Annotated in this window: 15 protein-coding genes; 14 read left to right on the plus strand and 1 reads right to left on the minus strand. The window is 71.6% G+C overall.

Annotation, left to right across the window (positions count from 1 at the left end; translation table 11 throughout):
* Nucleotides 1-33: 33 nt before the first annotated feature.
* The 7 genes from BLV02_RS12315 (at nucleotide 34) to BLV02_RS12345 (ending at nucleotide 9,851) form a co-directional block, all read left to right on the plus strand.
* Complete coding sequence (locus BLV02_RS12315; protein WP_069115093.1) at nucleotides 34-1,695, plus strand: ABC transporter substrate-binding protein; 1,662 nt, start codon at nucleotides 34-36, stop codon at nucleotides 1,693-1,695.
* Between the two features lie 50 nt (nucleotides 1,696-1,745).
* Entirely contained in the window at nucleotides 1,746-3,407 is a 1,662-nt protein-coding gene (locus BLV02_RS12320) for an ABC transporter substrate-binding protein (RefSeq protein WP_083289241.1), read from the plus strand.
* A gap of 76 nt (nucleotides 3,408-3,483) precedes the next feature.
* Nucleotides 3,484-5,136, plus strand: a complete 1,653-nt coding sequence (locus BLV02_RS12325) for an ABC transporter substrate-binding protein (RefSeq protein WP_069115091.1) — start codon at nucleotides 3,484-3,486, stop codon at nucleotides 5,134-5,136.
* Complete coding sequence (locus tag BLV02_RS12330) at nucleotides 5,133-6,098, plus strand: ABC transporter permease (protein WP_069115090.1); 966 nt, start codon at nucleotides 5,133-5,135, stop codon at nucleotides 6,096-6,098. The genes BLV02_RS12325 and BLV02_RS12330 overlap by 4 nt, the downstream gene beginning before the upstream one ends.
* Nucleotides 6,095-6,961, plus strand: a complete 867-nt coding sequence (locus BLV02_RS12335) for an ABC transporter permease (protein ID WP_141711882.1) — start codon at nucleotides 6,095-6,097, stop codon at nucleotides 6,959-6,961. The genes BLV02_RS12330 and BLV02_RS12335 overlap by 4 nt, the downstream gene beginning before the upstream one ends.
* A complete protein-coding gene (locus tag BLV02_RS12340; protein ID WP_216094609.1) occupies nucleotides 6,958-8,832 on the plus strand; it encodes a dipeptide ABC transporter ATP-binding protein in 1,875 nt (624 codons plus the stop codon). Before BLV02_RS12335 ends, BLV02_RS12340 begins: the two co-directional genes overlap by 4 nt.
* A 20-nt stretch (nucleotides 8,833-8,852) precedes the next feature.
* On the plus strand, nucleotides 8,853-9,851 hold the full coding sequence (locus BLV02_RS12345; RefSeq protein ID WP_069115088.1) for a dipeptidase: 999 nt from the start codon (nucleotides 8,853-8,855) through the stop codon (nucleotides 9,849-9,851).
* Nucleotides 9,852-10,006: 155 nt separating this feature from the next.
* On the opposite strand, the gene BLV02_RS12350 is transcribed toward BLV02_RS12345, so the two are convergent.
* On the minus strand, nucleotides 10,007-10,648 hold the full coding sequence (locus BLV02_RS12350; RefSeq protein ID WP_069115087.1) for a (2Fe-2S)-binding protein: 642 nt from the start codon (nucleotides 10,646-10,648) through the stop codon (nucleotides 10,007-10,009).
* A 105-nt stretch (nucleotides 10,649-10,753) separates the two neighbouring features.
* Here BLV02_RS12350 and BLV02_RS12355 point away from each other — a divergent pair, with 105 nt between their 5' ends.
* Genes BLV02_RS12355 through BLV02_RS12385 form a run of 7 tightly spaced genes read left to right on the plus strand, consistent with a single transcriptional unit; the run spans nucleotide 10,754 to nucleotide 21,870 of the window.
* Nucleotides 10,754-12,250, plus strand: coding sequence for a S10 family peptidase (locus BLV02_RS12355; protein ID WP_069115086.1), 1,497 nt, complete (start codon nucleotides 10,754-10,756; stop codon nucleotides 12,248-12,250).
* Entirely contained in the window at nucleotides 12,247-14,097 is a 1,851-nt protein-coding gene (locus tag BLV02_RS12360; RefSeq protein WP_069115085.1) for a S9 family peptidase, read from the plus strand. Before BLV02_RS12355 ends, BLV02_RS12360 begins: the two co-directional genes overlap by 4 nt.
* A complete protein-coding gene (locus BLV02_RS12365) occupies nucleotides 14,094-15,092 on the plus strand; it encodes a dipeptidase (protein ID WP_069115084.1) in 999 nt (332 codons plus the stop codon). Before BLV02_RS12360 ends, BLV02_RS12365 begins: the two co-directional genes overlap by 4 nt.
* 7 nt (nucleotides 15,093-15,099) lie before the next feature.
* Complete coding sequence (locus BLV02_RS12370) at nucleotides 15,100-16,989, plus strand: S9 family peptidase (protein ID WP_069115083.1); 1,890 nt, start codon at nucleotides 15,100-15,102, stop codon at nucleotides 16,987-16,989.
* Nucleotides 16,986-18,884 carry a S9 family peptidase gene (locus tag BLV02_RS12375; protein WP_069115082.1) on the plus strand — a complete coding sequence of 633 codons (1,899 nt, stop codon included), beginning with the start codon at nucleotides 16,986-16,988 and terminating at the stop codon, nucleotides 18,882-18,884. Before BLV02_RS12370 ends, BLV02_RS12375 begins: the two co-directional genes overlap by 4 nt.
* Nucleotides 18,881-20,449 (plus strand): GMC family oxidoreductase, encoded by a 1,569-nt coding sequence (locus tag BLV02_RS12380; protein WP_069115081.1) that lies wholly within the window; start codon nucleotides 18,881-18,883, stop codon nucleotides 20,447-20,449. Before BLV02_RS12375 ends, BLV02_RS12380 begins: the two co-directional genes overlap by 4 nt.
* Nucleotides 20,446-21,870, plus strand: a complete 1,425-nt coding sequence (locus BLV02_RS12385; protein WP_171906910.1) for an aldehyde dehydrogenase family protein — start codon at nucleotides 20,446-20,448, stop codon at nucleotides 21,868-21,870. Before BLV02_RS12380 ends, BLV02_RS12385 begins: the two co-directional genes overlap by 4 nt.
* Nucleotides 21,871-21,880 lie beyond the last annotated feature (10 nt).

Genomic DNA, 21,880 nt, shown 5'->3' on the forward strand with positions numbered 1-21,880 from the left:
GATTCTCTGCCACGACAACCGAATGGTGTTGAGATGTCCGAGACGAACCGTGTTCCGAAGCGCGGACGGCGCCGCGCGCAGATCATGTCGGGCGTCCTCGGCGTCGCGCTGCTCGCGGCGTGCGCCGGCGGCGGTGGCGGCGCCGGCGACCAGGATCCCGCCAGCGGCGATGCCAGGCCGGCCGACGCGGCCAGGACGGTGGACCCGGGCCAACCGGTCTCGGACCAGCAGATCCCGCACCTGAACGTGGGTCTGGCCGGCAAGGTGACGCTGGTCGACCCGGCGGAGAACATGGAGTCGGGGCTGTTCGTCAACCAGCTCGGCCTGGAGCCGCTGCTGCGGATCGACCCCGAGGGTCAGCTGCAGCCGTGGCTGGCCACCGAGTGGGAGCAGGTCAGCGACACCGTCTACGAGTACACGCTGCGCGAGGGCGTGACGTTCTGGGACGGTACCGAGCTGACCGCCGAGGACGTCAAGTACTCCTGGGACCATGTGCGCGCGCCGGAGAGCCGGCGGGCCAACTACTTCACCACGGTCGACACCATCGAGGTCGTGGACTCGTACACGGTGCGGGTCACCCTGACACAGCCGGACGCGTCGTGGCAGTACGTGCCGGCCATGTGGTACTCGGTGATCTTCCAGAAGAAGTTCGCCGAAGAGGCCGGCGACGCCTTCGGCCAGCCGGGCACCCTGCTGGTGGCGACGGGTCCGTGGAAGTTCGACAGCGTCAACCCGGCCACCGGCATGGAGCTGTCGGCCCACGAGGACTACTGGGGCGGCAAGCCCCCGGTCGACCGCATCTCGATCAAGGCCTTCGCCGACGACAACAGCATGGCGCTGGCGCTGCGCTCCGGGGCGATCGACATCACCCCGACGGTGGCCGGCCCCACCGGCTTCGACGCCGCCGCCGGCGGCAACTCCGTCACGACGGTGCCGACCTGTGCCAACACGCTGCTCAGCATTCCCACGCAGAGTGAGCCGTGGAACGACGTGCACGTGCGCCGGGCGGTCGCGTACGCGATCAACCAGGAGGACATCATCGCGGCGGCCCAGGGCGCCGCGGCCGGACCGGCCGAGCACGTGATCTCGGAGCGGCTGCTGCAGACGCTCGGCTCCGGCGAGGAGATCGACGCGGCGCTCGAGGGGGTGCCGACCCACTCGTTCGACGTGGAGGCCGCCGAGGCCGAGCTGGCGCAGTCGTCGGTCCCGGACGGGTTCAGCTACGACCTCACGGTGGTCGCGGCGTCGGCCCCCATCGCCGAGGTGATCGCCGCTCAGCTGGGCGAGATCGGCATCGACATCACCGTCGCGGTGCTCCAGGACACCGCGTACTACGCCGCCCTCGGCGAGGACGAGAAGCCGTTCACGTTCTTCGCGACCGGTCCCTGCTCGCCCGACCCGAGCTGGGCCGCCCTGTTCGTGGACACCGACGAGGCCGGGCAGCCGGTCGGACTGAACTTCGCCGAGTACGCGCCGCCGGAGGTGACGCGGCTGCTCGCCGACGGGCTGCTGGAGCAGGACCCGAAGGAACGGCTGGGCATCTACGCGGAGGTGCTCCGGCACCTGGGCGAGGACGTTCCCTACGTGCCGCTCTACGCCGAGGGCAACACCTACGGCTCGACCGACTACGACCTGGTCGAGTTCAGCAGCTTCTGGTCCAACCTGCCCTGGGTGCTGAACCTCGTCCCCAGGTAGTGGGCCTGTCCCGGTCGAACACCCGTGGTCGTGAGACGAGGAGTGAGCGCATGTCCGAAACGACGAGAACCAGGCACGGACGCCGGGCGCGGGTCGTGTCCTGTCTGCTCACCACCGCGCTGCTCGCGGCCTGTGCAGGGAACGGCCCCGCGGGTGAGGGCGGCGACGGGGCGGCCGGGGGCGGCGAACGGCCGGCGGACACCGCGCGGACGGTGGACCCCGGTCAGCCGGTCTCGGACGAGCACATCGATCAGCTCACGGTCGGCATTCCCGGCAAGGTGACACTCGTCGACCCGGCCGACAACATGGAGGCGGGACTCAACGTCAACCAGCTCGGACTGGAGCCGCTGCTGCGGATCGCCCCGGACGGAAGCCTGCAGCCGTGGCTGGCCACCGAGTGGGAGCAGGTCAGCGACACCGTCTACGAGTACACGCTGCGCGAGGGCGTGACGTTCTGGGACGGCACCGAGCTCACGGCCGAGGACGTCAAGTACTCCTGGGACCACCTGCGGGCGCCGGAGAGCCGGCGAGCGACGTACTTTGCCGCGGTCGACACCATCGAGGCCGTCGACGCCGACACGGTGCGGGTCACGCTGAAGCAGCCGGACGCGTCGTGGCAGTACACGCCGGCCATGTGGTACTCGGTGATCTTCCAGAAGGCGTACGCCGAGGAGACCGGCGAGGCCTTCGGCCAGCCGGGCACCCTGCTGGTGGCGACCGGCCCGTGGAAGTTCGACAGCGTCAACCCCGCCAGCGGCATGGAGCTGTCGGCGTACGAGGGCTACTGGGGCGGGAAGCCGCCGATCGACCGGATCTCGGTGAAGTCGTTCGCCGACGACAACAGCATGGCGCTGGCGCTGCGGTCCGGTGAGATCGACATCGCGCCCGTCGTCTCGGGGCCGACCGGCTTCGACGCGGCCGCCGGCGGCAACACCGTCACGACGGTCGAGACCTGCGGCACCGCCAGGCTGAGCATCCCGATGCGGCGGGCGCCGTGGGACGACGTCCACGTGCGCCGGGCGGTGGCCCACGCGATCAACCGCGACGACATCGTCGCCGCCGCTCAGGGCGCCGCGGCCGGACCCGCGGTGTACACGATCGCCCCGCAGCTGCTCCGGACGCTCGGCACCGACGAGGAGGTCGACGCCGCGCTGGAGGAGGTCGGGACCTACCCCTTCGACCTGGAGGCCGCCGAGGCCGAGCTGGCGCAGTCGTCGGTCCCGGACGGGTTCGCCTTCGACCTCACCATTCCTCCCGCGTCCGCCGCGATCGCCGAGGTGATCGCCGCCCAGCTGGGTGAGATCGGCATCGACCTCAGTGTCGAGGTCCTCCCGGACACGGCCTGGTACGCGGCCCTGCGCGAGGACGTCCGGCCGCTGACGTTCTCCGCGACCGGTGCGTGCACGCCCGACCCGGACTGGGACTCGATCTTCTTCGACACCGACGCTGCCGGCGAGCCGATCGGGCTGAACATGGCCCAGTACGCCTCGCCGGAGGTCACCGCCCTGTGGGCCGAGGGCCTGCTGGAGCAGGACCCGGCCGAGCGGTTGCGGATCTACACGGACCTGCAGAAGCAGGTCGCCGAGGACGTTCCCTACGTGTCCCTGTTCGCTGAGGGGACGACGTACGCCTCCACCACCTACGACCTCGTCGAATACCACAGCTACTTCTGGATGAACCTGCCGTGGGCGCTGAACCTGGTGCCCAGATGACGCAGCAGCAGTCTCTGCCCGGAGCCGTACCCGTTGCTGTTCACGCGTGGCGTGATCACAGACGAGGAGTGTGCACATGTCCGGATCGACCAGGAACAGGGGATGGCGGCGGGCCCGCGTCGCGTCCTGTCTGCTCGGCGCGGCCGTGATCGCGGCCTGTGCCGGCGGCGGATCGGCCGACGACGACCCGGCGAGCGGCGACGGTGAGCAGCCCGGCGCCACGGGCCGGGACGTGGACGCCGGGAAGCCGGTGTCGGACGAGCCCGTCCCGCACCTCAACGTCGGCATCTCGGGCCAGGTGCCGCTGGTCGACCCGGCCCAGAACGTCATGTCGGGGCTGTCCGTCAACATCAACGCGCTGGAGCTGCTGCTGCAGGTCGACGCCGACGGCAACCTCGAGCCGTGGCTGGCGTCGGACTGGGAGCAGGTCAGCGACACCGTCTACGAGTACACGCTGCGCGACGGCGTGACGTTCTGGGACGGCACCGAGCTGACGTCGGAGGACGTGAAGTACGCCTGGGAGCGGATGGCGCCGTCGTCCGGCGGGACCAGCACGATCTTCGCCGCCGTCGCGAGCATCGAGGCGCCGGACGAGGACACGGTCCGGGTGACGTTGCTCCAGCCGGACGCGTCGTGGCAGTACGTGCCCGCGATGTTCTACTCGGCCATCTACCAGAAGGCGCACGCCGAGCAGACCGGGGAGGAGTTCGGGCGCCCGGCCACGCTGGCGGTGGGGACCGGCCCGTGGAAGTTCGACAGCCTCAACCCCACCAGCGGGATGGAGCTGTCGGCCTACGAGGGCTACTGGGGCGGGAAGCCGCCGATCGACCGGGTGTCGGTCAGGTTCTTCACCGACGACAACAGCATGGCCCTGGCGATGCGGGCCGGTGAGATCGACATCGCCCCGGGCATCGGCCAGCCCGAGGGATTCGTCGCCGCCGCCGGCACGGCCAGCACCTACACGACGGCCACCTGCGCGACGTCGCTGCTGAGCATGCCGACGCGGACCGCGCCGTGGGACGACATCCACGTCCGCCGGGCGGTCGCCCACGCGATCAACCGCGACGACATCATCGCCGCCACCCAGGGGCAGGCGGGGGCGCCGCTGCACACGCTGATCTCCCCGCAGCTGTTCGAGTCACTCGGGTCCGCCGACGAGGTCGAGGCGGCACTGGACGAGGTCGAGACCTATCCGTTCGACGTCGAGGCCGCCGAGGCCGAGCTGGCGCAGTCATCGGTCCCGGACGGGTTCGGCTACGACCTCACCATCCCCGGCGCCTACTCCGCGGTCGCCCAGGTGATATCGGCGCAGCTGGCCGAGATCGGCATCGACGCCACGGTCGAGGTCGTCCCGGACACGGCGTGGTACGGGATGATCTCCGAGGACGAGCCGATGCTCACCTTCACCGAGACCGGCGCCTGCACACCGGACCCCGACTGGGACTCGCTCTTCCTGGACACCGACGACGCGGGTGAGCCGATCGGGCTGAACCTGGCCCAGTACACGCCACCCGAGGTCAAAGAGCTGCTCAACGAGGGGCTGGTGGAGCAGGACCCGGCCGAGCGGTTGCGCATCTATGCGGAGCTGTCGAAGCGGGTCGCCGAGGACGTGCCGTACGTCCCGGTGTACGCCGAGGGCAACACCTACGCCTCGGCCGCCTACGACATCGTCGAGTACGACAGCTTCTGGATGAGCTTCCCCTGGCTGCTGAACGTGGTGCCGCGATGACCGGGCGCGCCGTCCTGCTGATGATCGGCAAACGCCTGGTCGCGCTGGTGGTCCTGGTCGCGATCCTGTCGTTCCTCGTCTTCTCGCTGGTTCACATCGCCCCGGGCACCGCGGTCGACGCCTACCTGGGCGGCAAGCCGGCCACGCCGGAGTTGGTGCAGCTGCTGACGGAGCGGTACCACCTCGACGAACCGTTCTTCACCCAGTACTGGCTGTGGCTGAAGGGCGCGCTGGTGTTCGACTTCGGCGAGTCCACGCTGACGACGCTCCCGGTCACCGACGAGATCGGGATCCGGCTGGGACCGTCGGCGTTCCTCGCCGTCTACGCCTACGTCCTGACGATGATCCTGGGCGTCGTCCCCGGGATCATCGCCGCGCTGCGCCAGCGGAAACTGCTCGACCGCGGCCTGGTGGCGGGGGCGGTCGTGGCGCTGAGCACGCCGCCGTTCGTGATGGGCATCCTGCTCCTGTACGTGTTCGCCGTGCTGGTGCCGATCTTCCCGGCCGCCGGTCGCGGCGAGGGGTTCCTCGATCAGCTGTGGCACCTGACCCTGCCGGCGCTGGCCCTCGCCCTGTGCGTCGCGGCCTTCCTCTTGCGGCACACCCGCGCCTCGATGATCAACGTGCTGGATCAGGACTACATCATGTTCGCCCGGGCCCGGGGTCTGAGCTGGGCACAGGTGCTGTTCCGGTACGCGTTCCGCAACGCGCTGATTCCCGTGGTGACGGTCTCCGGCGCCCTGCTCGCGTTCTTCTTCGCCGGGGCGGTGTTCGTCGAGGCGACGTTCTCGCTGGGGGGCATCGGCGAGCTTCTGGTGCAGTCCGCCCAGTCGAGTGACATGCCGATGATCCAGGCCCTGGCGATCCTCATCGCGGTGCTGATCGTGCTGGCCAACCTGCTCGCGGACCTCGCCTACGTGGCGATCGATCCCCGGATCCGCTTCGAAGGGAGGTCGTCATGACCGAAGCAGCCGTCACGGCGCCGCGGCAGCTGACCAGGCGGCGGACGAAGAGCCGTCCGCCGCTCCTGATCGGCCTGTGTCTCGGGTTCATGACGCTGGTCCTGATCGTGGCGATCTTCGGCGAGGCCCTGTCGCCTCAGGACCCGTCCCAGCAGGACGTGCTCGGCAGCCTGGCGCCGCCGAGCGCCGAGCACTGGCTCGGCACCGACGGCCTGGGCCGCGACGTGTTCTCCCGGATGCTGGCCGGAGCGCGGTCCGCGATCTTGGGGCCGCTGGTCATCGCCGTCGTCGCCATGGTGTGCGGCAACCTGCTCGGACTCCTGGCCGGCTACCGCGCCGGGCTCGTCGACTCGTTGCTGATGCGCTGGGTCGATCTGATGGTGGCCATCCCGTCGCTGCTGATCATCATCGTCGTGGCCGGTGCGCTGGGCGGCGGCTACTGGCTGGCCGTCGCGCTGCTGACCGTCCTCACGATTCCCACGGACGCCCGCGTCATGCGCGCCGCCACGCTCGAGCAGGTGCCGCGCCCGTACGTCGAGGCGGCGAAGACCCTGGGTGTCTCGAACGGCCGGATCATGGTGCGGCACATCTGGCCGAACATCGCGGCGACCGCCGTCGCGAACTCGGTCATCATCTTCGCCGGGTCGCTCGTGGCCATCGCCGGCCTGTCCTTCCTCGGCCTCGGCGCCGAGCCGGGCACCCCCGACTGGGGCCAGATGCTGTCGGAGAACCAGCCACTGCTGTTCACCAACCCGGTCGCGAGCATCGCGCCCGGCATCGCCATCGCTCTCACCGCCACGGCGGTGAACCTGATCGGCGACTGGGTGTACGAGAAGATGTCGAGGCGAGGAGCAGCCCGTTGAGCCCCCACACCGAGCCCACGCCCAGCTCCGGCCGTCCCGTCCTCGATGTCGAGGGGATGCGGATCGAGCGCACCGACATCGGCGCCCCGATCGTCACCTCGCTGGACCTGCGGCTGGCCGCGGGGGAGAGCATCGGCATCGTCGGCGAGTCGGGCAGCGGGAAGTCGATGAGCGCGAAGGCCCTCATCGGTCTCCTGCCCGAGGGCGTCGTGGCGAGCGGGACCGCCCGGTTCGACGGCCAGAACCTGCTCGAGCTGTCCGAACGGCAGTGGCGCAGCATCCGGGGCCGCCAGATCGGCATGATCATGCAGGACCCGTTCACGATGCTGAACCCGGTCATGCGCTGCGGCCGCATCCTGGAGGAGTCGCTGCTCCCCGAACGGCGGCTGAGCCGCGCCGAGCGGCGAGCCGAGGCGATCCGGCGGCTCGCCGAGGTGGGCATCACCGACGAGTCGGTCGTCGAGCGATACCCGTTCCAGCTCTCCGGCGGCATGCGCCAGCGCGTCGCCATCGCCGCGGCGCTGGCCCGGGACCCGAAGGTCCTGATCGCGGACGAGCCCTCGACGGCGCTGGACGTGGTCACCCAGCGCGAGGTCCTCGCCCTGATCAAGCGGATCCAGGCGGCGCGCGGCATGGCCCTGATCCTCATCACGCACGACCTGCGGGTCGCGTTCGCCACCTGCGACCGGATCCAGGTCCTCTACGCGGGATCGCTGGTCGAGACGGGCCGGGCGGACGACGTGCGCGAGCGCCCTCGGCATCCGTACACGCAGGGACTGCTGCTGTCCGAACCCCCGGCCGACCGCCGGGTGCGCCAGCTCGTCGCCATCCCCGGCTCGGTCCCGTCGGCGGCCGACGTGCAGGACCGCTGCTCGTTCTCGTCCCGGTGCCGCTGGGCCGAGGAGGTGTGCCGGAGCGGCGTGCCGCCACTGGCCGAGCTCGGCGACGACCGCCGCTCCCGCTGTGTCCGGCTGCCGGAGATCAGCGCCGAGATGGCCGCGCTGCTGAGCAAGGGCGAGGAGCGCGCGGTGGTGCCGGTCGAGGGCCGCTCCGACGGTGCGCTGATCGAGGTCGTGAACATCGAGAAGGTCTTCGAGAGCGGGGGCCGCACCGTCACCGCCGTCGACGACGTGTCGATCTCGGTGCGCGACGGCGAGAGCGTCGGCATCGTCGGGGAGTCCGGTTCCGGGAAGACCACGATCGCCCGGATGCTGGTCGGGCTCGAGTCGCCGTCCGGCGGCGAGATCGTGATCGACGGCATCCCGGTGCGCAGCTGGAGCGCGCTGACTACGCGCGACCGCCGCAAGCTCCGGCAGACCGTGCAGACCGTGTTCCAGGATCCCTACTCGAGCCTCAACCCGATGCGTACCATCGGCTGGGCGCTCAAGGAGGCGATCACCACCCACGACCGCGGCGGCGGGAACGTCGAGCGCCGGGTCACCGAGCTCCTGGAGTCCGTCGGGCTGACGGCGGGCTACGCCCAGCGGCGTCCGTCGTCGCTGTCCGGCGGCGAGCGGCAACGCGTCGCGATCGCGCGGGCGCTGGCGGTGGAGCCCCGGGTGCTGATCTGCGACGAGCCGGTCTCGGCGCTGGACATGTCGGTCCAGGCGCAGATCCTCAACCTGCTGCGGGAGGTCCGCACCGAACGCGGGATCAGCTGCCTGTTCATCACCCACGACCTGTCCATCGTGCGGCAGGCGTCGGAGTACCTCTACGTCATGCACCACGGCAGGGTCGTCGAGTCCGGGCCGACCGAGGCGGTGCTCGACAACCCGGCGGACGAGTACACCGCCCAACTGCTCAACTCCGTCCCGCGCCCCGAGGGGCAGTGGCTGAACGCGCGCGGACTCGAAGCCCCCGTCCAGGGCTGACGACAGAAGGGAAGCACATCGTGATCAACAGCTACGTCGGTGGCGTCATCTACGACGTCATGGCGCACCACGGCATTCCGGGCAACAGGGCGGAGGTGCTGCGCTCCACCTACCTCCCGCGGTGGCGTAAGGGAGGTCTCGAGGCCGCCGTCGTGCAGGTCTCGAACTGGCCGTCCATCAATGCCTACTTCGCCGAGATCGACCGCTCCGAGGGCGAGATCACGTACTGCAGGACGCGGGCCGACTTCGACAACCGCCCGGAGGGGTCGTTCGGGATCTTCCTCTCGCTGGAGGGCCACGGGCCGTTCGCGGGCGACTTCGAGGCGCTGCACACGCTGGCCGAGCTCGGCGTCACCACGTTCACGTTCTCGCACAACCTGCAGAACCTGCTCTGCACCGGCAGCAACGAGCGCTTCGGCGAGGGCGGGTTCAGCCACCTCGGCAAGCAGACGCTCCAGGAGCTGGAGTCGCTGCCGATGATGATCGACCTGGTGCACATGTCGCGGGCGTCGTTCTGGGACGCACTCGACCTCTACGACGGCGACCTGTTCGTGTCGCACTCCAACGCCGACGCGCTCTGCCCGCATCCGCGCAACCTGACCGACGACCAGATCAAGGCGGTCGCTGAGCGCAACGGGACGATCGGGCTCAACACGTTCCGCGGTTACGTGTCGCCGGAACCCCTGAAGGCCACGCTGTCCGACCTGCTCGACCACGCGATGTACATGTACGACATGGTGGGGCCGGAGCATCTGAGCATCGGCGCCGACTACTGCGAGTCGCCCGTCGAGATGCTGCTGCCCGTGCTGGACATGATCGACCCCGACGGCGCCCACGGCATCAAGGGCCGCGGCCGCGAGCTGTACACGTACGGCCCGGAGGGCCTGGAGGACGCCAGCAACCTCGGCGCGATCGCCACCGGCCTCGCCGAACGCGGCCTGACCCCCGACGAGGTCGACCTGGTCTGCGGGGAGTCCTACCTGCGGATGCTGGAGCGGTCGCGCCCGTCGAAGCCCTGATGGACCAGAGGTGGCAGCCGTCGCCGCCGGCGCGACGAACCGATCAGCCGCCGCATCGCCGTGCCGTGGCCATGTGGAGGCGCGGTGTCGCGACAGCGACCTCGCGGAAGCATGGTGCGCTGATTCAGCGCGTCGCCGCGGTTCGCCGCGCCGGATCAAGCAGGACCACGGGCCGGGGTGTGGCGTGGCAGCGGGCAGTCGCCGCAGTAGGCGCCGGGCCGGGCGCGGTAGAACAGGCAGCAGCTGCGCCGCCGGGACGTGCCCGGCTCGAGCCGGCCGGCCAGCAGCGGATGGGCGAGCGCCTCCTCGGCCGGCGACATTGCCGCGGGGCCCAGCACGGCGCCCGCGGCGCGCAGGGCCGACGCGGCGTTGCCCCACAGGGCGCCGGGAGCGATCCAGCGGCTCCAGGCACCTACCAGCGGCGTCAGCTGCCGGTCGACCACCTCTTCGGCGGGCGTCGCGCCGAGGCGCGGCGTGCGGCAGTGCAGCGTCAGCGTGCCCCGGGAGCTGGACCACCCCAGGGCGTCGGGGTCCAGGTCGAGGCCATGGCCGGTGAGCTCGGCGGTGCCGATGGCGAGACACCACAGGCGTGAGGCGTAGCCGAGGAAGAGGGTCGAGACCGCGACGCGGGCCTCGGCGGCGCCGATGCGCCGGCCCATCTCACCGATCAGTTCGGCGGCGACGTCCGGGTCGCGCAGGTCGGCGGTCGGACGGCCGGCGGCCTCGGCGCCGACGCGCAGGACGTAGTACGGCGTGCGGGCGCGGACCCGGCGCACCACCGCTTCCGGATCGCCCATGCGCCCTCCAGGCCCACTGTGGTAGCTCAATCTAGAGCACATGCTATTGACGCTAGATTGCCATAGTCATACAGTCCAAACACCGCCGATCTCTGGGAGACATCGATGCCGGAAACCGCGACCAGTCAGTCCACCGCCACCGAGGCCGACAAGGTCGCGGACGCCAAGCCGCTGGAGGACCAGCAGTTCGTCAGCCAGCACGCCGTCACCATCGGCGGCGAGCGGATCCAGTACACGGCGAAGACCGGTCGCCTCGTCATGCACGACGACGAGGAGCAGGGCAAGCCGAAGGTCGCCATCTTCTACACCGCCTACCTGCGCGACGGCGTGTCGTCGGCCCGCGAGCGGCCGCTGGTGTTCGTGTGGAACGGCGGCCCGGGCTCGTCGACGATCTGGCTGCACATGTACAGCTACGGCCCGCGCCGCGTCGTGTTCGAGGGCGACCCGCTGGTCGACGTCTCGCGGTGGGAGCTGAAGGAGAACGAGCACTCGCTGCTCGACGTGGCCGACCTGGTCTTCCTCGACCCGCCGAGCACCGGCTTCAGCCGGACCGCCCCCGGCGTGGACCCCAAGGAGTTCTACGGCCTCGAGGTCGACGCCGCCGTGGTCGGCGACTTCGTGCTGGAGTTCATCGCGCGTGAGGGCCGCGGCGACAGCCCGATCGTGCTGTTCGGCGAGAGCTACGGCACGCTCCGGGCGCCGGCGGTGGCCGACTACCTGCAGCAGGGGCCGGGGCTGTTCGTCGACGGCGTCATCCTGCTGTCCTCGCTCATGGACGTCGCGGGCACGACCTTCGGTGTCGGGGTCAACAACGGCCCGGTCGGCCAGCTCCCCAGCTACGCCGCGACCGCGCTGTACCACGGCGTCATCTCCGGCGACCTGACGACGGTCGTCGCGGAGGCCGAGGACTTCGCCCTGAACGAGTACTCGGTGGCCCTGCTCAAGGGCAGCCGGCTCACCGCCGCGGAGGAGCAGCGCATCGCCAACCGGCTGTCGGAGCTGACCGGCATCTCGGCCGAGTACTTCCTCCGGGCGAACCTGCGGGTGACCCTGTGGCGGTTCATGAAGGAGCTGCTGCGCGACCGGGGGCGCACCGTCGGCCGGCTCGACACCCGCTTCACCGGCGTCGACTCCGACTCCGCCGGCGAGGCGTTCGAGAACGACCCGAGCTACACGGCGCCGACCGGCGCGGCGACGGCGGCGCTGACCAAGTACCTGCGGGGCGACCTCGGCTGGGAGGCCGACCGGCCGCTGCTGTACCGGCACATCCGCCCGCGCTTCGAGTGGAAGCACCGCGAGAGCGAGCAGCTGGGCATCTGGACGCCCCAGCTCGAGGTCGCCACGCTGCTGCGCGGAGCGATGTACCGCTCGCCCAGCCTCAAGGTGTTCCTGCTCAGCGGCTACTACGACCTCGGCACGCCGTTCTTCCCGGCCGAGCTGACGTTCGACCACCTGCACCTGCACCCGGACGTCGCCCGTAACGTCACCAAGAAGCGCTACGAGTCCGGGCACATGATCTACCTGCACGAGCCGTCGCTGGCCCAGACGCGCGCCGACCTGGTGGAGTTCCTCACCTCCGTCCGGACGGGCATCGGTGCATGACGGCCGGCGCACTGTCCGCGGCGGACGTGTTCGCGCCGGCCAGGGCGTTCAACTGGCTGCGCGCTGACGGCGACGCCCTGCTGTGGACCGAGACGCGGCCGGCGCAGGCCCGCACGGTCGTGGTCCGCTGGGAACCGGGCGCGGAGCCGGTCGACCTCACCCCGCCGGGGCGGTCGAGCAGCAACATCGTCGGCTACGGCGGCATCCCGTACGGCGTGGCACCGGACGGCGAGGTGCTGCTGTGCGACAGCGAGGACCAGCGCGTCCACAGCGTGCGGCGCGGCGTCGCGGTGACGCCCGCGGCGCCGGGCAAGAGCGTCCGGTGGAGCGACTTCGTGGTGAGCGGCGAGCACGTCTACGCCGTCCGCGAGCAGCACCACGACGACGGCCGCATCGCCAACGAACTGGTGCGGGTCCGCCTGGACGGCGCCGGGGACCCGGTGGTCCTCGACGGCGGCCACGACTTCGTGGGCTCGCCGCGGGTGTCGCCCGACGGGGCCCGGATCGCCTGGATCACCTGGGACCACCCGCAGATGCCGTGGGACGGCACGCAACTGTGGACCGCCGACGTCACGCCCGGCGGCATCGCCCCGGCGGCCCTCGTCGCCGGCTCGACGGGCGAGTCCGTCCTGGAACCCACCTGGGCACCGGACGGCGAGCTGCTCTTCCTCAGCGACCGCACCGGCTGGTGGAACGTCTACCAGGACGGCGCCGCGGAGCCGGTGGTCGGCATGGAGTCCGACATGGGCGGGCCCGTGTGGTTCCTCGGCCTGCGCAGCCTCGACGTCTTCGCCGACGGCCGGCTGGTGGTGAAGTGGACGATCGACGGCGTCGAGCACCTGGGCGTACGGCACCCCGACGGGCGGCTGGACGAGATCGCGACGCCGTACACGCAGTTCGTCTCGCCGACCGTCGTCGGCGACCGGATCGCCGTCATCGCCGCCGGCTACCGGCACGCGCCCGCGGTGGTCCTGCTCGACCCGGCCACCGGCGGCACGGGCGAGGTGGTGCGCGACAACGGCACCGTGGCGCCCGAGACCGTCGCGGTGCCGGAGGCGATCACCTACCCGACGACCGACGGGGCGGTGGCGCACGCCTTCTGGTACCCGCCGACCGTGCCGGTCGACGGCCCGCCGCCACTGATCGTCAACTGCCACGGCGGCCCCACCGGCCACGTCGTGCCCGTGCTCGACCTGCGCCAGCAGTACTGGACCAGCCGCGGGTACGGCTATCTCGAGCTCAACTTCCGCGGCAGCAGCGGCTACGGCCGCGCCTACCGCGAGGCTCTCGAGGGCACCTGGGGCGTGGTCGACGTCGACGACGCCGTGGCGGGCGCCGAGTACCTCGTGGCCAAGGGGCTGGCCGACGGGTCGCGGCTGGTGGTCCGCGGCCTCAGCGGCGGCGGCTGGCTGACGCTGTGCGCCATGGCCTTCCGCGACGTGTTCGCGGCCGGCGGCAGCATGAACGGCGTCGCCGACGCGTACAAGATGGCGACGGACACCCACAAGTTCGAGTCGCGCTACCTCGACTCGCTGATCGGGCCGCTGCCGGAGGCGAAGGAGCTCTACGCCGAGCGCTCGCCGGTCACGGCGGCCGAGCACATCACGGCGCCGCTGATCCTCCTGCAGGGGGAGGCCGACCACGTGGTCCCGGCCGACCAGGCCGAGGCGATCGCCGTCGTCCTGCGCGAGCGAGGCGTCGAGCACGAGCACCACGTCTACGCGGGGGAGGGCCACCTGTTCGCGAAGGCGGAGAACCTCGTCCACGCCCTCGAGGCCGAGCGCGACTTCTACGCCCGCGTCCTGGCCGCGGCGGGCTCGTCAGCGCCAGAAGGAGGAGCGAGATGATCAACATCTACGTCGGTCCCACCATCGCGCACGTGATGGAGGGGCACCGCGCCGACCCGAACGCCCAGATCCTGCGTGAGCACTACCTGGAGCCGTGGCGGGCCGGCGGCCTGACCGGGGCCATCATGCAGGTCTCCGACTGGCCCACGGTCGGCATGCTGCTGTCCGAGGCACGCGGCTCGGAGGGCGAGATCACGTTCTGCACGTCGCGGGCCGACTTCGACAACCGTCCCGAGGGGTCGTTCGGCCTGTTCATGTCGTTCGAGGGGTACGGCCCGCTGGCCGGCGACTTCGAGGCGCTGGAGACGATGTCCCAGCTGGGCGTCACGACGTTCACGTTCTCGCACAACATGCAGAACCTGCTGTGCACCGGCTGCAACGAGCGCTTCGGCGAGGGCGGGTTCAGCCACCTCGGCAAGCAGGTGCTCAAGGCGCTGGAGTCGCTGCCGCTCATGGTGGACCTCGTCCACATGTCGCGGGCGTCGTTCTGGGACGCACTCGACCTCTACGACGGCGACCTCTTCGTCTCGCACGCCAACGCCGACGCCGTCTCCCCGCACCGGCGCAACCTGACCGACGAGCAGATCAAGGCCGTCGCCGCGCGCAACGGCGTCGTCGGCATCACCACCTACCGCGGCTACGTCACCGAGGACCCCTACCGGGCGACGCTGTCGGACGTGCTCGACCACGCCATGCACATCTACGACCTGGTCGGCGCCGAGCACCTGGCGATCGGGGCGGACTACTCCGGCTCGCCCATCGAGATGATCTCGGCCGGGCTCAAGCAGGCCGACCCGGACAACGCCTACGGGCTGAACGAGATCGGCCCGGACGTCTACGCCGTCGGGCCCGAGGGCATGGAGGACGCCAGCCGCCTCGGCAACCTCGTCGAGGGCCTGCGCGAACGCGGCCTGGACCAGGCCGAGCTCGACCTCGTCACCGGCGGCTCCTACCTGGCGATGCTCGAGCGGGCCCGGCCCGAGACGGCGAGGTGAGCACGTCATGGCCGCACCGAGGGTGATCGACGTCGAGGAACTGTTCGCCGACCCGGAGTTCTCCGGCGCGTCGATCTCGCCCGACGGGAAACGCCTCGCCTACCTGGCGCCGTGGAGCGGACGGACGAACGTCTGGGTGCGCGGCGTCGACGATGAGCACGCCGACGCCGTGTGCGTCACGCACGACGCGCGACGCGGCATCAAGACCTACTACTGGACCGACTCCCCGCGGTGGCTGCTGTACCTGCAGGACACCGACGGCAACGAGGACTGGCACCTCTACCGGGTGGACCTCGACGCCCCGGACGAGCCCGCCGTCGACCTGACGCCGCTGCCGCCCGGGTCCCGGGTCATGGACGTGTCGCCGCTGTCGTCGCTGCCGGGCACGGTCGTGGTGTCGATGAACCGCCGGCACATGTTCGTCGACGCGTTCCGCGTCGACATCGCCACCGGCGAGACGACCCTGCACCGGGAGAACCCGGAGTCGGCGGGGCACTTCCTGTTCGGCCGGGCGGGCGAGGTCTTCTACTCGCGGATCGCCGAGGTCGGCGTGTGGGAGTTCGCCAGGGCCGACGACGAGACGGGCGAGCTGCGACCGTTCCACCGGTCCGGCGGGCCGGAGTACCCGATGGGGATCTACCCGGCGCACGTCACGGCCAACGGCAACGGCCTGCTCGTCGGCGCCTACCAGGGCACCGACGACCTGCGCCTGGTCCGGGTCGACGCCGAGACCGGCGCCGAGACCGTGGTCGCCGCGCTGGACGGGCACAGCCTCTGCACCATGGGCTACGTCGCGCGCACCTATCCGCCCACCCTGTTCACCAGCCGGCGCACCGGCGAGGTCCTGGCCGCGCGGTTCGTGGGGGAGCGGCCGGAGCTCGTGGTCCTCGACCCGCACTTCGCGGACGTGTACGCGGAGCTGTCCAAGCTGTCCGACGGTGTGCTGGCGGCGGTCTCGTCGGACGAGACGGAACAACGGTGGGTGGCGACGTTCGCCCACGACCGGGAACCGGGCCTCACCTACTACTACGACCACGGCACGCGGGAGAGCCGGCTGCTGTTCCGGCCGTACCCGCGGCTGGACCCGGCGGAGCTGGCGCCGATGACGCCGGTCGCGTTCCCGGCGCGGGACGGGCTGCCGCTGCACGCGTTCCTCACCCTGCCCGTGGGCGTCGAACCCACCGGCCTGCCGCTGATCCTGAAGGTGCACGGCGGGCCGTGGTGTCACGACTCGTGGGGGTTCGACCCGCAGATCCAGTTCCTGGCCAACCGCGGCTACGCCGTGCTCCAGGTCAACTTCCGCGGCTCGTCCGGGTACGGCGCGAAGCACATCACCGCCGCGATCAAGGAGTTCGCCGGCGCGATGCACGACGACCTGATCGACGCGGCGAACTGGGCCGTCGAGCAGGGCTACGCCGACCCGGCCCGCATCGGCATCTACGGCGGGTCCTACGGCGGCTACTCGACGCTGGTCGGGGTCACGGTGACGCCGGACTTCTTCGCCGCGGCGGTCGACTACGTCGGCATCTCCAGCCTGCCGAACTTCATGCGCACGCTGCCGGAGTTCCTGAAACCGCTCATCGGCAACAGCTGGTACAACTACGTCGGCGACCCCGAGGACCCGGCGGACGAGGCCGACATGCTCACGCGGTCGCCGATCACCATGGTCGACCGCATCCGCACCCCGCTGCTCGTCGTCCAGGGCGCCAACGACTCCAGGGTCGTCAAGGAGGAGGCCGACAACATCGTCGGCGCGCTCCGCACACGAGGCGTCGCCGTCGAGTACATCGTCGCCGACGACGAGGGCCACGGGTTCCAGAACCCCGAGAACCTCATCGCCATGTTCCACGCCATGGACCGCTTCTTCGCCGAGCACCTCGGCGGGCGGCGGTCATGACCGCCCCGGCGCCGATCGACGTCGAGGAGCTGTTCGCCGACCCGGAGTTCTCCGGCGCGTCGATCTCGCCGGACGGGACGCGGCTGGCCTATCTGGCGCCGTGGAGCGGGCGGACGAACGTCTGGGTGCGCGGCATCGACCAGGAGCACGCCGACGCGGTGTGCGTGACCCATGACGACCGGCGCGGCATCAGGCGCTACTTCTGGACCGATGACCCGCGCTGGCTGCTGTACCTGCAGGACACCGACGGCAACGAGGACTGGCACCTGCACCGGGTGGACCTCGGCGCTCCCGGCGAACCGGCCGTCGACCTGACGCCCATGGCCAGCGGCTCGCGCGTCATGCACGTCGAGCCGTTCCGGGCCGTGCCCGGCAGCGTCCTCGTGTCGATGAACCGGCGGCCGCTGGACGTCGACGTGTTCCGCATCGACGTCGCCACCGGCGCGACCGCCCTGCACCGGGAGAACCCGGACCGCCAGGGCGGGTTCGTCTTCGGGCCCGGCGGCGAGGTCGTCGCCCAGTCGCAGGCCGCCGACGGGACGTTCGAGTACCACGCCGTCGACGCCGCGACCGGACAGCGGCGGCTCTTCCACCGGCAGGGCGGCCCGGAGCACCCGCTCGGCGTCCACCCGGCCCGGATCACCCCGGACGGCGCCGGCCTGCTCGTGGGGTCGTACCAGGACTCCGACGACCTGCGGCTGGTCCGCGTCGACATCGCGACCGGCGACGAGACCGTCGTGGCAGCGCTGGACGGGCACAGCCTGTGCATCGCCGAGGCCGTGTCGCCGGCGGCGGCACCGACCCTGTTCACCAGCCGGCGCACCGGCGAGGTGCTGGCGGCGCGGTTCGTGGGGGACCGGCCGGTGATCCACGTCGTGGACCCCGGTTTCGCCGAGGTGTACGCGGCGCTGTCCAGACTGTCGGACGGGGTGCTGGCGGGGCTGTCGTCGGACGAGTCCGAACGGTGGTGGGTCGCGACCTTCGCCCACGACCGCGAGCCGGGCCTGACCCATCTCTACGACCACGGCACGGGCGAGAGCCGGCTGCTGTTCCGGCCGTACCCGCGGCTGGACCCGGCGGAGCTGGCGCCGATGACGCCGGTCGCGTTCGCGGCGCGGGACGGGCTGCCGCTGCACGGCTTCCTCACCCTGCCCGTCGGGGTGGAGCCGGAAGCCCTGCCGCTGGTGCTGTTCCTGCACGGCGGCCCGTGGTTCCACGACGTGTGGGGCTACCACCCGACCGCCCAGTTCCTGGCCGGCCGCGGCTACGCCGTGCTCCAGGTGAACTTCCGCGGCTCGTCGGGCTACGGACGGCGCCACACCACGGCGGCGATCAAGGAGTTCGCCGGCGCCATGCACGACGACGTCATCGACGCCGCGGACTGGGCGGTGAAGCAGGGCTACGCCGACCCCGCCCGCATCGGCATCTTCGGCGGCTCGTACGGCGGGTACTCGGCGCTGGTCGGGGTCACGGTGACGCCGGACTACTTCGCCGCGGCCGTCGACTACTGCGGCATCTCCAGCCTGCCGAACTTCATGCGCACGCTGCCGGAGTTCCTGCACCCGCAGATGGTGAACAACTTCCTGCTCTACTGCGGCGACCCGGCCGATCCCGAGCAGGAGGCCGACCTGCTGGCCCGCTCGCCCATCACGATGGTCGACCGCATCCGCACGCCGCTGCTGGTCGTCCAGGGCGCCAACGACGTCCGCGTGGTCAAGGCGGAGTCCGACGCCATCGTCGAGGCCCTGCGCGCCCGCGGCGTCGCCGTCGAGTACCTGGTCGCCGACGACGAGGGGCACGGCTTCCAGAACCCGGAGAACGTCATGACGATGTTCCGCACCGTCGAACGCCACTTCGCCGAGCACCTCGGCGGCCGCGGGGAGGACCAGCCGTGAACGATTTCGACTACGACGTCATCGTCGTGGGCGCCGGTTCCGCGGGCGCGGCGCTGGCCTCCCGGCTGACCGAGGACGACGGCCGCCGGGTGCTCGTCCTGGAAGCGGGCCCCGACTACCGGTCGGCCGACGCGCTCCCGGAGATCCGCAGCATCGAGCCGATGATCGTCCAGCCGACGGCGACCCTGCTGAACACCCACATGTTCCCGGGGCTGCTGGCCGCCCGCACGCCCGTGCAGGACCGGCTGCCGTACGCCCGCGGCCGCGGCGTCGGCGGCAGCTCCGCGGTCAACGGGCTGTTCGCGATCCGGGCGACCGTCGAGGACTTCGACGGCTGGGCCGCGCTGGGCTGCGCCGGCTGGGGCCACGACGACGTCCTGCCGCTGCTGCGCCGGCTCGAGAACGACCTCGACTTCGGCGCCGAGGCGTACCACGGCAGTGACGGGCCGATCCCGATCACGCGGCCGCGGCAGGACGACTTCGCCGCCGTCGACGCCGCCGTCGACCAGGCCGCCCGGCGGCTGGGCCACCCGTGGGCGCCGGACCACAACGCGCCGGGCTCGACCGGGGTCTCGCCGTACGCGCTCAACAGCTTCGGCACCGTCCGGGTCTCGACCAACGACGGCTACCTCGAACCGGCCCGCGAGCGGCCCGGGCTGCACGTCGTCGGTGACGCGCTGGTCGACCGCGTCCTGTTCGACGGGACGCGGGTGACCGGCGTGCGCGCGATCGTCGGTGGTGCTCCGGTCGAGTTCCGCGCCGCCGAGGTCGTCGTGTCCGCCGGCGCCATCCACTCGCCGGCGGTGCTGCTGCGCTCGGGCGTCGGCCCGGCCGGCGAGCTGCGCGAGGCCGGCGTCGATCCCGTCGCGGACCTTCCCGTCGGGCGCGGCCTGCAGGACCACCCGAGCATCGCGCTGGGCCTCGGCCTGCACCAGGAGGTCGACTACCGCGGCGTGCCCATGCGCGGCCAGGTCTGCGTGCGGTTCACCACCGGCGTCGGGGACGAGGCCAACGACGCCATGATCGCCGTGACGGGCGCGCTGGGCCTCGGCGTGCCGGCCGCCGGCGTCGTCGGCTGGGTCAACCGGGTCACCTCGACCGGCTCGGTCCGGCTCGCCTCCACCGACCCGGCCACTGACCCGCTGGTCGACTTCGACCTGCTGTCGCACCCCGACGACCTGCGCAGGTTCCGGGCCGTGACCGAGGAGCTGCGGTCCTTCGCCGCGCAGCCGGAGCTGAAGGGCATCGCGTCGGCGATGAGCCTCGGCAACCTCGGCGCCGTGAACGCCGACCCGGCCGAGACCATGTCCGACGACGAGTTCGCGCGGTTCGCCCTCGCCGCCGTGTCCGACACGGTGCACGCGACCGGGTCGTGCCGCATGGGCGCTCCCGGCGACCCGCGGGCCGTGGTCGACCCGCACGGCCGCGTCCTCGGCGTCGACGGCCTGCGCGTGGCCGACGCGAGCATCCTCCCGTGGGTGCCCCGGGCGAACACCAACCTGACCGCGATCCTCGTCGGCGAGAAGGTCGCGGCATCGATGCGTTCGGAGGTCATGTCACGGTGAGCGATCACGACTGCACGATCCGGGAACTCGTGGGCACGACGGCCGCGGTCCCGGCCGACACCCTGGACCCGGTCCTGACCGACGCCGACACCGGGCGGGAACTGCACCCGCAACTGGCCAGCTCCGCCGCGAGCGTCGACGCGGCCCTGGCCACCGCGTGGGCCGCGCACACCGACGGAACCTGGTTCGGGCTGCCGCGTGCGGAACGCGCCGCGGCCCTGCGCGCCCTGCGGCTCGAGCTCCAGGCGCGCGTCCCCGACATCGCCCGGGCCGACGCCCAGGACACGGGGGTGCCGCAGACGACGATCACCGCGTTCGGAAGCGCCGTGGCCATGCTCCTCGACGTCGCCGCCGCGCAGATCGAGGAGGGGTTCGGCCACGTCGAGCAGGCCACGTCGGCCGGCGTGAGCGACCAGTGGCGGCTCCCGTGGGGCCCGGCCGCGGTGTTCCTCCCGTGGAACGCCCCGGCCCACCTGGCGATGGTCAAGACCGCCGACGCCCTGACGGCCGGCTGCCCGGTGATCATCAAACCGTCGGAGTGGGCGCCGCACTTCACCGGGATCTTCGCCGAGGCCGTCCAGGCGACCCTGCCCGCGGGCGTCGTGCAGATCGTCCACGGCGGCAGCGCGGTCGGCGCCGCCCTGGTCGGCGACGAGCGCGTCGCCGCCGTCTCCTACACCGGCGGGGTGGCCGGCGGCACCGCCGTGGCGCAGGCCTGCGCGGCGCAGCTCAAACCCGTCGACCTCGAGCTGTCCGGCAACAACCCGGCCGTGGTGCTCGCCGGTGAGGACCCGGCGGCCGTGGCCGAGCACGTCGTCACGGCGATGCTGACGCTGAACTCGCAGTACTGCGTCGCGCCGCGGCGACTCATCGTCCCCGAGGCCGAGGCGCAGGACTACCTGGCCGCGTTCGCGACCGCTCTCGATGCGGTGACCATCGGTGCCACGGCCGACCCCGCCACCCAGCTGGGTCCGCTGGCGCACGAGCCGCATCGCCGCCGGGTCGAGGAGCAGCTCGCCCAGTTCGCCGCGCGCGGCTGCGAGGTGCGCCGCTACGGGAAGCTGCCGGAGTCCGGAGGCCACTTCGCCGCGCCGGCCGTGGTGGTCGCCGACGGCGCGCCGGACCTGCGCGAAGAGATCTTCGGCCCCGCCCTGCTGGTCCGGACGTATCGCGACCTCGACGAGGCGGTCACCATCGCCAACGACCACTCCTACGGCCTGGCCGGCTACGTGTTCGGCGGCGATCGCGACGCCGCGCGTGCCGTGGGCCGCCGGTTGCGCGCCGGCCTCGTGCGGCTGAACTCGCCCTACGGCCCGCCCGACTCCGACCCGGTGATGGGCATGTGGGGCAGCAGCGGCATCGGGCAGATCGGATCAGGTCAGGGCCCGCAGTTCTTCAGCGGGGCACGGTACGTCGGATGAGCCGAGGAGT

Origin of the sequence: Jiangella alba, from assembly GCF_900106035.1 — a bacterium.
Lineage (GTDB): Bacteria > Actinomycetota > Actinomycetes > Jiangellales > Jiangellaceae > Jiangella > Jiangella alba.